Raw genomic sequence first — 14,569 nt, 5'->3', positions numbered from 1 at the left:
CCTTATGGGTGGGGTGCGGGGGAAGGGCGCAAATATAGATAAAATAAATATTTTAGTAACTAAATAATTTTCAAAAAAAGATATAAATTTTAAAGGGGTTGCAGGGTGGAGTCCTCTCCCTTTGTTGGTTATAAAGGACCGAAGGTCCTTCCTTAGACGGGCGGGCTGCGGGTGAAGGGCGCAAATCACAACTATTAGGAGTGAAAAAATTGATAAAAATAGGTGCACACATGAAAATCTCAAAAGGCTTCAGCAAAGTCCCATCTGATACAACAAACATCGGAGGCAACACCTTCCAAATCTTCACAAGTTCACCACGAATTTGGAAAGTAAATCCACCAAAAGAAAACGATGTAGAAGACTTCAAAAACGCAATGAACGAATCCAACATAAATTTTGAAGATGTCTTAGTTCATTCAAGCTATTTAATAAACCTAGCCTCTCCAAAAGATGAAATCAGAGAAAAATCAATAAAAGCCCTGATAGAAGAAATAAAAGCAACAGACAAATTAGGAATACTTCACTACAACTTCCATCCAGGAAGCCATTTAGGTGAAGGAGAAGAATTCGGCATAAACAAAATATTAGAAGGGTTAGATATCGTCTTCAAAGAAATTCAGAATACAAAAGTAACTATCTTGCTCGAAAACGTTGCACAAAAAGGTTCAAACATAGGATACACCATGGAACAATTAGGAAGAATAATAAACAAATCCCAATGGAAAGAAAGATTAGGCATAACCTACGATACCTGCCATGGATTCGATTCAAACTACGACATAAGAAAAAAAGAAGAGGTGCAAAGACTACTAGATGAAATTGACAAATACATTGGCTTAAACAAACTAAAAATGATTCATCTAAACGATTCAAAATATGACGTGGGCGCAGCTAAAGACCGACACGAATTTATAGGCAAAGGATACATAGGAAGGGAAGGATTTAAAACCTTCTTCTCTTTCGATGAAATATCTAAACTACCTCTGATACTCGAAACCCCTGGAGATGATCCAGAACATAGCCAAGACATAAAAGTAGTAAAAGAGATCTTCAAGGAATTAGGAAAGCTTTAAAAAAACACCCCCAGATGGGGGTATTTTTTTAAACAACTCCTTGATCCATCATCGCTCTTGCTACCTTAAGAAAAGCAGTTACATTAGCCCCAAAAACAAGGTCTCCGTCTTTCTTGTATTCTTCAGCTGTCGTCTTTATACTACTGTATATGTCCTTCATTATATCTCGTAATTTTTTATCTACATCTTCAAAACTCCAAGACTCCCACATACTATTTTGAGTCATTTCTAATGCAGAGGTTGCAACACCACCAGCGTTGGCAGCTTTAGCTGGGGCAAACATAACGTTATTTTTTTGGAAACACTCAATAGCTTCTGGAGTGCACGGCATATTAGCGCCTTCTGCTACTACTACAACACCATTATTCACAAGTGCTTTTGCTTCTTCTGTATCTATTTCGTTTTGTGTAGCACATGGAAAGGCAATATCACACTCAATTTTCCAAATATCTTTACTATTGTCATTATACTCAGCAGAAGGATAAGCTTTGAGGTACTCAACTATTCTTCCTCTTCTTTTTTCTTTTATCTCAATCACAGAATTTAAATCTATTCCTTCTGGATCGTATACTACGCCATCAGAATCACTAATAGCTATCACTTTTCCACCAAGTTCTATAACTTTTTGAGCAGTGTAAATAGCCACGTTTCCAGATCCAGAAATTATAACCTTCTTGCCCTCAAATGTTTCACCAACATCTTTTAGCATTTCTTCAACAAAATAAACCAATCCATACCCCGTTGCTTCTATTCTAACTAAACTTCCACCCCAATCTATTCCTTTTCCTGTTAGCGTACCAGCTTCAAAACGGTTGGTAATTCTTTTGTATTGACCAAAGAGATACCCAATTTCTCTTTTTCCAACGCCTATGTCTCCAGCTGGAATATCTGTTTGTGCCCCAATGTGCCTGTATAGTTCAGTCATAAAACTTTGACAAAATCTCATAACTTCGGAATCTGATTTCCCCTTTGGGTCAAAGTCGCTACCACCTTTTGCTCCACCTATAGGCCTTCCAGTTAAAGCATTTTTGAAAGTTTGTTCAAATGCAAGAAACTTCATAATTCCAGGGTATACGGTGGGATGAAAACGCAACCCCCCTTTATAAGGCCCTAATGCCGAGTTGAATTCAATTCTGTATCCCCTATTAACATGAACGCTTCCTTGATCATCTACCCACGGAACACGAAAGATAATCTGCCTTTCAGGCTCAGTCAACCTTTCTAAAATCCCGTTTTCTTCAAATTCAGGATACAGTTCAACAACCGGCTTGATACTTTCAAGAACTTCACGTACTGCCTGGTGAAACTCAGCTTCTCCAGGATTCTTTACAATTACCCTTTCAATTATGCTGTCAACATAACTTTCTTGGGTTAATTCAATAGAATTACTCACTGTTACCTCCTCCTTTTTGGTTTTTCCCCGGTATACCTAAAAAAGATAAAACAACAAGAAATTATTTTCATAACAAATAATTCATTGAAATATATTTCATTATTACTAATAAATGGTAATGAATATATTTACTAAGTTTTTTCGATTATACACAAAACATGCAAATTCGCAAAATTTTAAAATTTTTTGTTGAAAATGCTTAAAATTAGGTATTCAAGGTATTTTTTGATGATGTGCTATAACTGAAGAAAGATAATTAAAAAAATATTTATATTTCTTTAATAAAAAATTTATTTTTCTAGTCTCGTGAGTAAGTACCAGGAGGTATGCGGAAAGCTGAAAAAACTTGCAAGAAGAACAAAGAAAAATGGTGGGCGCTGTAGGGTTTGAACCTACGACCTTCTGCGCGTGAAGCAGACGCTCTCCCACTGAGCTAAGCGCCCCCAAAACACTTTTCTAAAATATTATACATTATATTTCAAAACTTGTCAATGAAAGTAAAAATTACTCTTTATACCCTTGAATACATCTCAAATTTCCATCAATAGCCTCAACTTTTGAAACCTTAAACCCTTCTTTCTCGAATAAAGAAATCAACTGACTCGTTGTTCTAAGCACCCTAAACTTTGGAAGAAACCAAACTACGTTTTCCCTATCCTTTAAATCAGGAACATACACAAAAGTTAAAACCTTCTGTGCCTTCTTTAAGGTATCAGACAAATCATAATTTTTCTCAAACTCACCTACAATTAAAAGATTGTTAGAAGTATCCTTCACAGAAACACCCAAATCTTCAAAAACACTTTCATACTTCTCTTTATCAACCCCAAGAAGCTTGATATCTTTAAAATCACTATCAATTAATCCCTTTAAAATAACTTCCTTTTTGATCTCCAAAGGAGCAGACTTGTAAGCCTCTTTCTCACGTTCTTCGTAAATCCTCAAAGCTTCATCAGAAGGATAAGGGGAAGCGTACATAAAAGATTCTGATTTCTTCCAACTCCTAATGGGATGAATGATTCCAAGCGTGGAAAACTTTTCGGAAATATTCCCTACCCAAATCATTTCATCGTTGCTTTTCATAAAACTAATCTGAGTACTTGGATAAAGCCCAGAATAACTGTATCTACCAAGTGCCAAATCAGCGAGTTTGTTATTTTCCTCAACAGCTTTTATATGATATTCAAAAGCTTTTTTAATATCTTTTTTTTCGTATATCTTAGCAAGCCTATAATAATAAAAAGGAAATTCGTCGATATTTTCTACTTTTTTCAACAACGTTTCAGCCTTTTGTGCATCCTTTTGAATAAAAGATACCCCCGAAACGTACAAAGCCAATGGAGCTTCAGAAATAAGATAAAGTTTTTCAGCGTTCTCTTGCCCAACGTACCCCATTATATCGAAAATGAACTCTTTCCCTGAAGCAAAATGGGTATACATCTCTTCGTAAACCCCATCCATCTCGGGGTCTAATTTCGTGCTCAAATCCTCAATTATAGGTTTAATAAACTGTGAAAGCTCAGGAAGTATTTCTAAAGACTTTTTATACTGACTCAGAGCCTCTTTGAACCTTTTCAAACTCAGATAACAATCTCCTAATAAGGCGTATAAAACTCCTTGAATCTTTTCATCTTCGATCTTTCTTAAACTAGAAAGGGTCTTCAACGTATCAACAGTATCTTTTGTGTTTTGCAAAACAGAATAAAAAAGCAAAAGTCCAGGTATACCGTTTTTTTCTACAAAATTAAGATAATCACTTTTTGTTATAAAATCTAAAAGTTTGTCTTCTGATGTTTTCATTTTCTTTATTATGTATTTTGAAAGTTCATTTCTACAAGATAATTTATCTAACAAAACCTCATCGACTTCAACTTCTAATTCAGCAATTTTTTCAACGACGCTGTCATAATAAACAACAATTCCTGATTTTTCTACACCTTCAACCATAACTCTTAATCCAGGTAATAACTTTTCAAACTCATCTTTAGCTTCAACACTTTCTTTTATATCGTTCATCAAAACATACAAATTCTTTTTATCAATATTAATGTTCTCATCTTCACTAAATGCAATTGAAATATGATTGTTGAAACCTTCAAAATCCTTTCTTTTCAACATTGCACGTGCCATCAAAATATGCGCCAAAGGCACTTGCTTGAAAGACATAATAGTCCAATCAAAATTCTCAACATTTTTCATAGCTTCATCTAAGACATTAAAAAACTTTTCCCCCCACTTGCTTAGCTCATCCCAATCTTTTGATCTTTCGTACAAAGCCATCATACCAAAATAAGGGTCAGGATACTGAGGAGTAGCATCTATACACTTTTGCAGCAAATCCCTTCCAAGGTCTTTCAAACCCGCAAACATACAGTCCAATCCAAACATGTACAAAAATTCAAGCCCTATGGCAGGAACTTTTCCCACCCTTTTTATCTCTGCCAACGTCTCCCAAGCAACTTGGTTCTTTTTATGCGTATACCCCCCGATAGACTCTGTTTTGTACAACTGAACTAAATAGTATAACCTCTCGATTGGGTGTTTTGCGTCTTTTAGTTGCTCTCTTATTAAATTACCTGTTCTTTCATACTTCTTTCTCTTCAAAGCCCTTGTCCAGATGTAACCGTAATGAAGAATTGGAAAATTACCTCGAACGACCTTTGGTTTATATTTAGCTTGATTATGTACAACGTTTTTGTATTCAATGGTACCTTTTCTAAAAATTCTTGAAGTTGAAGCAACTTCAGTTCTTGTGTAGTTAATATCCATATAACTGATTGTTGGTATATAGACGGTATTAACATCTTTTGGCTGCTTCATAAGAAAATCTCTTATATTTTTTTTAAACGATTCTGAAGCCTCCTCGTCCGCATCGTATATCAAAACCCACTCACAGGTTGGAAACTTCAAAGAATAATTTCGAGCCTCAGAAAAATCATTCTGCCATTCATGGAAGTACAACTTATCGGTATACTCTTTAACTATCTCCGGTGTTCTATCTGTTGAACCTGTATCAACAACGATTATCTCATCAGCCACATCTTTAATAGCCTCTAAGGCACGTCTAATATTAGTCTCTTCGTCCTTGACGATCATAGCAACGGACAACAATTTTTCTTTATCAGCACTCATAAACTTTCCTCCCATCAAAAAGCTACATCTATTATATCATTCTTGTTCAATATATTTAATTCCTTAAGGGGCTTTCTCCAATCATAGAAAAACTACCTTAAGGGGTGGTGGGCGGGAATAGATAAAAGAAGCTCTAACCAAAGAAATAACTCCTTAAAGGGCGGCGGGTGGGAATAGATAATAAATAGATAATAATTAGATAATAAATAGAAAAAAGAGGGCCGAAGGCCCTCTCTCAAATTCCCCTTTATCTCAACAACTGCAACACATTTTGTGGAATTGTATTCGCTTGTGCCAACATCGCATTCGATGCCTGCAAGAGTATCTGTTGCTTTGTAAAATCCATCATCTCTTTTGCCATATCTGCGTCTCTGATTCTGCTTTCTGCTGCGGTTAAGTTCTCAGAAGCTACACCCAAGTTGGATATAGTATGTTCCAATCTGTTTTGAACGGCACCAAGTGAAGCTCTCGCTGTACTTACCTTGTGAATTGCGGCGTCCACAACCATTATCGATCTTTCAGCACTGTCTTGGTCGGTTGCTTTAAGTGAATCCTCCGTGAGTCCAAGAGCCTTGGAACTCATATCGTCTATTCCAAGTACGATGTTGTGACCTTCATTCGCCCCTATTTGCAAAACTAATTGATTAGCAGCTGTATTAGCTGCTTCAACTCTAACTACTGCACTATCTACAATTTCATTTTTGGGCAAAGACCCTCCAAAATCTGAGATAGCAAAAGTTGATGATTCCCATTTAAATGAAATTCCACCAATAGTAGCTGCTCCAGCTCCCAAAGTGACAATGGTGCTAGTTTGTCCACCAGCTGTTATCTGAGTTATTTTAACATCCAAAGCAGTGGTTTCAGTACCACTTAATTGTCCAACTTCTACAACGTAAGTACCTTCCACTGCTGTACTGCCGGATATCAATCCAGCTTCAACATTTATATTCCCCCCCGTAACAACTTTAATATCTTCACTACCTCTGAATGATTCAATCTTTCCATCAAGCAATTTCATTGTGTTAAACTCTGTGGTTCTTGAAATCCTATCGATTTCGTCTCTTAGTTGGTCTAATTCTAACTGAATTTGATTTCTATCAACATTTGTGTTAGTGTCTGATGCAGCTTGAACTGATAATTCTCTCATTCTTTGAAGTATAGAGTGTGTTTCTGTCAATGCCCCTTCTGCTGTTTGTATCAAAGATATAGAGTCTTGTGCATTCTTTACAGCGGTATCCAAACCTTTTATTTGACCTCTCATCTTTTCGGATATTGCTAATCCTGCTGCATCGTCTCCTGCTCTGTTGATCCTTAAACCAGAAGAAAGTTTTTCAAGTGTTTTACCCATAGATTGGTTTACTTGATCCATCGATCTCCATGCATTCAATGCACTGATGTTGTGATTAATCCTCATAATTCATACACCTCCATGTGATTTTTTTGTTTCTTGCCCTTCCTTGGACAAGGATTTTCCCTTAGCGCTAAGGATTTTCATACATATTATCGAACAGTTTTCCAAAAACTTTAGCATTTTTTATATGTTCTTTTTCTATCCATTCTTCAGCTTTTTTAACGTTCTTTGATTTCAACATCTGTTTGAATTCATTTAGTAAGTTTATTATACTTTCAATAACTGGGTATCTTTGAATAATCTTTTCGTACAACACTTTTGAAAGACCTTCTACTTCTTCAACGGGTTAGCCATAGCATCAATTATACTCAAACTTGATTCTTTAAGCCTTCGAACATTCCTGCCTTTTTCTTTCAGAAGAAAAGTGTTAAGAACTCTCAAAGGTCGTGGAGAGATTAGTGAATATTATATAAATCAGAAAATATAAATAATTTATATATTGACAATGATCGTTATATTATCAATGAATATCTAGCCCTTCTTGGCGTCTGGAGAAAATGAAAAAATCAGAGAAAGACTCCTTAGGATATTTGTTTTTAATCTTACGAAATAATTCCCATTCTGGTGCGTTCTTTTCAATCCAATCAGTAAACCTTCTGTATTTGATGTGAGGGGACGTGCCTTCTGGATTTTTACCTGTGTTTGAAGAATAGATGATAACAAATTTTTCTGCAGATTGGAATAAGTTTTTCATGTATAAATCAAACTGCAAATCCTCAACCAGATGGTAAATCACATCCAATGATAACGACAGCTCAGCCTTAAAAAGGGATTTGTTGCTTTCTACTTCTTCTGGTTTATATAAGAAAAAACTTTTTGTTTTATCTTTTATAAAACGTTCTCTACACAAATTAACAGCAGTCTCTGAAACATCCAAACCAATATACTTTGGAAAATCAAACAAAGATACTTGATTTCCATCTCCACAGCCAAATTCTACAATCGAATTAATTCTTTTCTCCTTTACAAAAGAATTTATTACCTCTGCTTTGAATTCTGCTAATTTTCCATAAGAACCTTGTCCTGAATTACCTCCTGTTTTGTATCTTTCTTCCCAATATTTTTTGCTTCCTGGAAATCTAAACATATTACCATTGTAATTTAACCTGGAATCAAGTATCTGATGAACAATATTTTGAACTATCTTTTTATTTTTACTTAGTGAGATGTAATCTGGGAAAGTTATTTGCTTAGTAGAATGATTATACCAAATATTTTGCAATGCTAATTGTTGACCCTTTTTATTTTTTACTATAAATTCAATAAGGCTAATCTTATCTGTAATTTTTTCTACCTTTCCAATTCTAATTTTAGAACCTTCAAAATCGAAAGAATCAATATATTTGTCTGTGTATGGTGTAAATTCTATAAATTTAGGAATCATATAATCTAAAAATGAGTCCTTCAGATCTTCGGCAACTTTTTTATTTATTTTCTTGTTGACTTTTTCTAATGTATTTAGTGCGGTTTCTAATGCATTAATCTGTTCCTCCAACGTGTAATTATCTTCGATAAACCGACGATAACTTTCTGAGTAGTAACTTTCTTCGGTTATTTTTTCCACCGCTTCATCGATTGTATTGTATATAAGCTCATTAGGCCATAATGTTTTGGCACCGTCAAAATTATGAATTATTGGTTTTATTCCCCTTGCCATTGCTTCGGCGATGTTGTAACCGAAGCTTTCGTGTATGCTTGTTGATATTATGTAGTTTTTGTCTTCTAAAAATTTTTCTACTTCCTTTATCCATCCATGTAAAAGGAAATTGTCTTCCATTTTCATTTCTTTTTTTATGTAGTCAAAGTATACTCTGTACCTAGTGTCTTGAAAATCTCCTGCAATGTGTAATTTGTATTTGTTATCTATTTCTTTTAATTTATTTATTATTTGAATCCACGCTGCGGGATTTTTTTTGTAGTTTATGTGAGCTAAGACCGCTAAATTGTATCCTGGTTTGTGTATAGTGTATTTGAATTTGTCTAAGTCAACACCGTTGTAAACAATTTCTTCTTTGCATGATTGAAGATCAAGAAAAGAATGTAATTGGTGAAAAATCTTTTTTATTGGTTCTGATACAAATATCAATTGATCAATATTTTCCCAATTTATTTTTTCAGGAAATTGAGTGAAAACTTCGTAACTATGCAACCTACAAATAACTTTTTTATTTGCTATTTCAGGGACTTTGTTTGTTGCAAATATTGCTAAGTCATTTGCCCATTCGAGCCAGACTATGTCTGCCCATTTTATCGCTTCTGTTATTTCGTTGCCGTCTGTTGATACTACGAGTTTGACATCGTATCCGAGTGAGAAGGTTTCTACTATGTCTTTTAGGAAGTTGTCTAAGCCAGGTAAGCATAGGAAGGCTATCTTTGTGTCTTTTTTTATCTTGTTTCTTATTTCTAAGAACTTCTTTTTCATTTGTGGGTTATCTGTTAGTTCTGCTGCTTTTAGATAAAATCTTAAAGATGCTAGTTTGCTTCTGTTTTTGAATTCTATGTCTCCTAAGAGGTCATAAGTTGCCCAGTCTTTGTCGTGTATCCTCATGAGGTATCTCCATGCTTCCATCTCTTGGTTCATTTCTTTTAGTAGATACCCATAATTGAATAATAGGTCTGGGTCAACGGGGTTTATTGTTAATCCTTTTTCAAATTCTTCTTTGGCTTTTTCGAGTTCTTTTTTGTTGAAGTGTATTAGCCCTTTTAAGTTGTATTTTTTTGGGTCATCATCGGATATTTTTTCTATTTGTTCTTGAGCTTTGGTTATTTCTCCTTTGTTTATCAATTCAAAGATTTCTTCGTACATGGGATTCCTCCTTGGCTTTTGAAGTTTAGTGTCTTTAAAAGTTCTAAAAACTTGTGTTAGCGCCCCTTCGCCCCGCTGCCCACCCTCTAAGGAATTAAAATGTATGACTTCGTCTCGCAGAACATCCATTAGGATGATCGTATTTTTGTGGTTTATTAATATTTCTTTTTAGTCAATTGTTAATCCTATTTTTTATCGACTGAAATTGAGGGATTTTTAACAGAGTTTTTTAAAAGTGATATTTTTGCCAAAAATTATTGCTAAAAACTGTTGCTTTTAATTTTTAGTATGGTATAATATTTATAAGATTTTATATGTTTTGGTTATTGGTATAAGGGTTCCATTAACAGGGCTTTTTGCCCGGAGGAGGAAGGGTCATGGCAGAGGAAAAAAAGAAAAAGAAAGATAAGCCAAAAGATAAACCAAAGAAGTAGATAAGTGATATTGATCGGAATGAAGGCAGATAATTATTTATCTGCCTTCTACTTTTTACTAGCGCCCTTTCACCCCGCAGCCCACCCAAAAGGATGAATGGAAGGGTTCTTTGCCCCGCAGCCCGCCCTTAAGGATAAGCAAAAGGTTGTGCCTTTCACCCAGCAGCCCGACCATATGTTGACTTCTTAGGTAGAATTATGTATAATAATATATATACGTATTCCTAAGGAGGAAGTTCTATGTATTTTTTTGAGAGTCTTTTGGATATTAAAGGGCGGGAGGAAGAGTTTTTTAATAAGGAGATAAGCATAAAAGGTAAAATTTTTTATGTTGATGAGGCAAAGGATTTTTATTATTTGTTTGTTACTGATTATAGTTATTCTTTTTTGTGTAAATCCGAAAGCAGGAAAACGCCCCGAACGGGGTCAAGGAAAGGTGAATGGTTTAGATTTGAAGGGGTATTAGAGTACGATAGCGAAATGGGGAGTTATTGTTTGAATGTGGTTACAATAAAAGCTGCTGTTCCATCGGCTTGGCATGATCTTTCGGTAGAAAAGAGGGTTGAACTTCATGCGCATTCAAAGATGAGCTCAAAGTTGTCTATATTGGGTATGGAGGAGTTGGTGGATGCTGTTTCTTCTTTTGGACAAAAGGCGGTTGCCATTACTGATAACGAAAATGTGCAGATAATTCCTTATTTCTATGAGTATGCTAAAAGAAAGGGTATAAAAGCTATTTTTGGTTGTGAGTTGAATGTACACGATGAGAGAAGAGGGATCGTAAAACATGTGAATGTGCTGGTTAGGAATAAAGAGGGGTTGAAGAATCTTTATAAGATAGTATCCATTTCACATATGAACGTTGTGAATAAAAGTGCGATAATTTCACTTTCTGATTTGAAGAATTTGAGAAAAGGGCTACTTTTAGGCTCTTCACTGGATGGATTTTTGCTTTACTCCTATTTGAACAAGTATTCTACTAACGATTTGAAGGAATGGATAACTTTTTTTGATTATATAGAGCTTTTCCCTGTGGATTGTTATAACGATTTGTGTTTGGAGAAGGGTAAGATTATCGATTATTCTAGAACTGTCTATGAGATTGCAAAAGATGTCAGAAAGCCTGTTGTTATGTCCGGGGATGTTCATTATTTAAGGGAAGAGGATCGGGAGTATTTAAACGCTATGATCGTTGGTACATCCACAAAGAGTAAACCAAGAAAGACTGTGCGAAGTGTTAATTACTTTAGAAGCACTTCCCAGATGTGCGATGCCGCATTTGAGATCTTTAAAAAGCGTGGCATCGCAAAAGAAATTGTGGTGAAAAATCCGAATAAAATCGCTGGTGAGATAGAGGAGTTTGCACCTTTTGATTTTAAATTGAAGGCGCCTTATATCCCCTCTGCCGACCAAAATTTGAGAGATATCGTTTATAGCAACGCAAAAAAGAGGTATGGGGAAAAGTTACACCGTATAATTATAGATAGGATAGAAAAGGAATTGAAAAGTATAGTAGATAACGGGTATGCGGTGATATTTTTGATCTCAGCCGATATGGTCAAGGAGTCTTTAGAGATGGGTTACCCAATCGGTTCGAGGGGTTCTGTTGGTTCTTCGCTTGTGGCTTTTCTTTTGGGGATAACGGAGGTTAATCCGTTGCCGCCACATTATTTTTGTGAGAGTTGTGGGTTTATAGAGTTCGTGGAGAATTTGAATTTGAGTGGTTTTGATTTAAAAGAGAAGTCATGCCCAAATTGCGGTGCAATTTTAAACTCCGATGGGCATAATATAAGGTTTGAGGTTTTTATGGGGTATTCTGGCGAGAAGATCCCAGATATAGACGTGAATTTTTCGGCTGAGATCTTCACCGATATACAGAGGTTCTTGGAAGAGAAATTTGGTAGGAATTATTGTTACAAGGCAGGTACGATTAGTACCATCTCAAGGTACAACGCTATGAAGATGGCTCTTAATTACTTCAAGGATGAAGATATGAATTTTGCGCATCTTTTTTGGATTTCTCAGAAAATAAAAGGAACAAAGTTGAATACAGGTCAACATCCTTCGGCTATGATAATAATCCCTCAAGAGTACGATGTCCATGATTTCACTCCTTACCAATATTCTGCAAATTCTCCCGAGATTGGTATCGTTACGACACATTACGATTTTAAGGCATTAGAAAATGATTTGTTGAAAATAGATGTGTTGTCTCACGATGGTCCAACATTTTTAAAGATGCTTAAAGATTTAACCGGTTACGATTACAACGATATTTCAATGCACGATGAGCGGGTTCTTTCACTTTTCTCTTCTACAAAGGAGTTGGGAGTGGATCTTTCAGAGATAGGTACGGAGATTGGAACGTTGGGTGTACCAGAAGTTTGGACACCTTTTTCCCATAAGATGCTCACCGAGACGAGGCCCAAAACTTTTTATGATCTGTGTAGAACGAATTCACTTGCACACGGAACGGATATTTGGTTCAACAACGCACGTGAGATAGTTTTAAAGAATGTTGCAGATATCGATCAGATCGTTAGCTGCCGTGACGATATTTTGATAACGCTTGAATATTTCGGAGTGGAACCAAAAACAGCCTTTATGATTATGGAGAAAGTGAGAAAAGGGAAAGAGCTTACAGAGAAAGAGTTGAAGGCGATAGATGATTCAAAAGCCCCCGAATGGTATCTTGATTCTCTGAAGAAGATTCATTATCTATTCCCAAAGGCACATGCGGTTGCCTACATGATAATGGCGTACAAAATAGCGTTTTACAAGCTTTATTATCCTCTTGAGTTTTACATGGTTTATTTCACTATCAGAGCGAGGTTTTTTGATATTGATATTATAATGGATGAAGAATTGACGGTTCAGGCGATTAAAAAACTTTCAAAAAACGAATACCAACATAATTACGAAGAGTCCAACTTTTATTCCACACTTAAGACCGCCTACGAGATGAGAAAAAGAGGTTTTGGCTTTTTAAGACCGGATCTTTACAAGAGCGAAGCAAAGGTTTTTAAAATTGAAGGGGAATATTTAAGGATTCCTCTGACCAAAGTGAGAAATATTGGTAGTAAGAATGCCCAGAGGATCCTAAAAGAAAGGGGAGAAACCCACACAAAAGTTTTTCTTTAGAGGAAGCTAACGTTGTCTTTAGATTGTTGTTGTTTGGGGACATTTTATTAAACAATCTCATTTTTTATTTCTTGATTAAGTGGTGAAATCTGGTTCGTAGGTTTCTATGGCAACGTTAGGTTATGGTAATGTGAACAATGTAAGAATATTTAAAGAAATTAATAGAAATTTAATATAGTTATGATATTATATTTATGTAACGTTGTTTAAGTTTTTAAAAAAAATTAGTTATCGGGAGGGGTTCACATGAAAAAGATATTAGTTTCTTTATTCGTATTAATAATTTTATCTGTAGGTGTTTTTTCTGCTCCATTAGGTATAGGTGCAAAGATTGGTGAACCAAGTGGGTTGTATATCAGGAGTTATACCGGTTTAAGGAGTTTTGTCGGTGTTACAGCTGCATGGTCTTTTTCTCATGACAGTTTCTCCATACAAGCAGATTATAATGCTGTTTCTCCAAATGTATTTGGCGATGTCGATTTTAGTTATGGTGGAGGTATTCATGTTGGTGTAAAAGATGATCTAGATTTAGGTATACGTTTCCCGTTGGCTTTGAATTTTGTTATCCCGGAAACTCCTGTATTAACATTTTTAGAAATTGCACCTGGCTTTATGTTTCTCCCCAGCACAGCTTTTGATTTAAGTGGAGGATTAGGTATAGTATATATCTTTTAATCTACAACCCTTTTAATTTGACATAATTATCAGATTATGATACAATAGTTTGGGAAGAAATATAGATTAAGGAGTGTTAGACGTGAAACAAGGTATTCATCCAGAAATGAGGCTTATAACCGTAAAATGTGCTTGTGGCGCCGAACATACAATGTATTCTACAGTTGACAATTTCAGATTAGATGTCTGCTCTGAGTGTCATCCTTTCTACAGAGGAGAATTAGGTTCACAAATATTGGATACTGAAGGTAGAGTACAGAAATTTAAGAACAAATACAAAGATTTCCTTGAACACTAAAATCTCTAATTATCTTATTTGGGGGGGATTTGTTAGAGTTAAGGAATAAATCTATCAAGAGATAAAAAGCGTTATCCAGTTGGTCCTTGCTATTGGTAAATTTTTGCCAATATCCAATTGGAAACACAACAAAAAATCTCGGAGGTGAAAACCAACGCCCGGACCCAGGCCACTCGTATATAAAGGGTGATATCACGACTTAGCAA

9 protein-coding genes and 1 tRNA gene are annotated in these 14,569 nt (G+C 35.4%); 4 read left to right on the top strand and 6 right to left on the bottom strand.

Features of this window, described 5'->3' with window-relative positions:
* Positions 1-209: 209 nt before the first annotated feature.
* Positions 210-1,073, top strand: a complete 864-nt coding sequence (locus AA80_RS09065) for a deoxyribonuclease IV (protein ID WP_103877439.1) — start codon at positions 210-212, stop codon at positions 1,071-1,073.
* A 28-nt stretch (positions 1,074-1,101) separates the two neighbouring features.
* Here AA80_RS09065 and gdhA read toward each other — a convergent pair whose 3' ends face one another.
* The 6 genes from gdhA to AA80_RS09035 all read right to left on the bottom strand — a co-directional run bounded on the left by gdhA (position 1,102) and on the right by AA80_RS09035 (position 9,815).
* The gene (gene gdhA / locus AA80_RS09060; RefSeq protein ID WP_103877438.1) at positions 1,102-2,466 is read right to left on the bottom strand and encodes an NADP-specific glutamate dehydrogenase; all 1,365 of its coding nucleotides are present in this window, start codon (positions 2,464-2,466) and stop codon (positions 1,102-1,104) included.
* Positions 2,467-2,834: 368 nt separating this feature from the next.
* Positions 2,835-2,909 (bottom strand) — tRNA-Val (locus AA80_RS09055).
* A gap of 61 nt (positions 2,910-2,970) precedes the next feature.
* Positions 2,971-5,598 carry a tetratricopeptide repeat-containing glycosyltransferase family 2 protein gene (locus AA80_RS09050; RefSeq protein WP_103877437.1) on the bottom strand — a complete coding sequence of 876 codons (2,628 nt, stop codon included), beginning with the start codon at positions 5,596-5,598 and terminating at the stop codon, positions 2,971-2,973.
* 247 nt (positions 5,599-5,845) lie between these two features.
* Positions 5,846-7,012, bottom strand: a complete 1,167-nt coding sequence (locus tag AA80_RS10375; protein ID WP_103067509.1) for a flagellin N-terminal helical domain-containing protein — start codon at positions 7,010-7,012, stop codon at positions 5,846-5,848.
* 67 nt (positions 7,013-7,079) lie between these two features.
* The gene (locus AA80_RS09040) at positions 7,080-7,265 is read right to left on the bottom strand and encodes a hypothetical protein (protein ID WP_012209596.1); all 186 of its coding nucleotides are present in this window, start codon (positions 7,263-7,265) and stop codon (positions 7,080-7,082) included.
* Positions 7,266-7,469: 204 nt separating this feature from the next.
* Positions 7,470-9,815, bottom strand: coding sequence for a glycosyltransferase (locus tag AA80_RS09035; RefSeq protein WP_103067510.1), 2,346 nt, complete (start codon positions 9,813-9,815; stop codon positions 7,470-7,472).
* 674 nt (positions 9,816-10,489) lie between these two features.
* Between AA80_RS09035 and AA80_RS09030 the strand changes: the two genes are divergently transcribed.
* The 3 genes from AA80_RS09030 (at position 10,490) to rpmE (ending at position 14,363) form a co-directional block, all read left to right on the top strand.
* On the top strand, positions 10,490-13,390 hold the full coding sequence (locus AA80_RS09030) for a PolC-type DNA polymerase III (protein WP_103067511.1): 2,901 nt from the start codon (positions 10,490-10,492) through the stop codon (positions 13,388-13,390).
* A gap of 246 nt (positions 13,391-13,636) precedes the next feature.
* The gene (locus AA80_RS09025; RefSeq protein ID WP_103067512.1) at positions 13,637-14,065 is read left to right on the top strand and encodes a hypothetical protein; all 429 of its coding nucleotides are present in this window, start codon (positions 13,637-13,639) and stop codon (positions 14,063-14,065) included.
* 82 nt (positions 14,066-14,147) lie between these two features.
* Complete coding sequence (rpmE, locus tag AA80_RS09020) at positions 14,148-14,363, top strand: 50S ribosomal protein L31 (RefSeq protein ID WP_103067513.1); 216 nt, start codon at positions 14,148-14,150, stop codon at positions 14,361-14,363.
* Positions 14,364-14,569 lie beyond the last annotated feature (206 nt).

Origin of the sequence: Petrotoga sibirica DSM 13575, assembly GCF_002924625.1 — a bacterium.
Classification (GTDB): Bacteria; Thermotogota; Thermotogae; order Petrotogales; family Petrotogaceae; genus Petrotoga; species Petrotoga sibirica.
This window is presented reverse-complemented; position numbering and strand designations above follow the sequence as displayed.

Coding starts and splice junctions, on each gene's coding strand:
- AA80_RS09050 (WP_103877437.1), bottom strand. CDS start 5,598: ATGAGTGCTGATAAAGAAAAATTGTTGTCCGTTGCTATGATCGTCAAG.
- AA80_RS10375 (WP_103067509.1), bottom strand. CDS start 7,012: ATGAGGATTAATCACAACATCAGTGCATTGAATGCATGGAGATCGATG.
- AA80_RS09035 (WP_103067510.1), bottom strand. CDS start 9,815: ATGTACGAAGAAATCTTTGAATTGATAAACAAAGGAGAAATAACCAAA.
- AA80_RS09030 (WP_103067511.1), top strand. CDS start 10,490: ATGTATTTTTTTGAGAGTCTTTTGGATATTAAAGGGCGGGAGGAAGAG.
- AA80_RS09025 (WP_103067512.1), top strand. CDS start 13,637: ATGAAAAAGATATTAGTTTCTTTATTCGTATTAATAATTTTATCTGTA.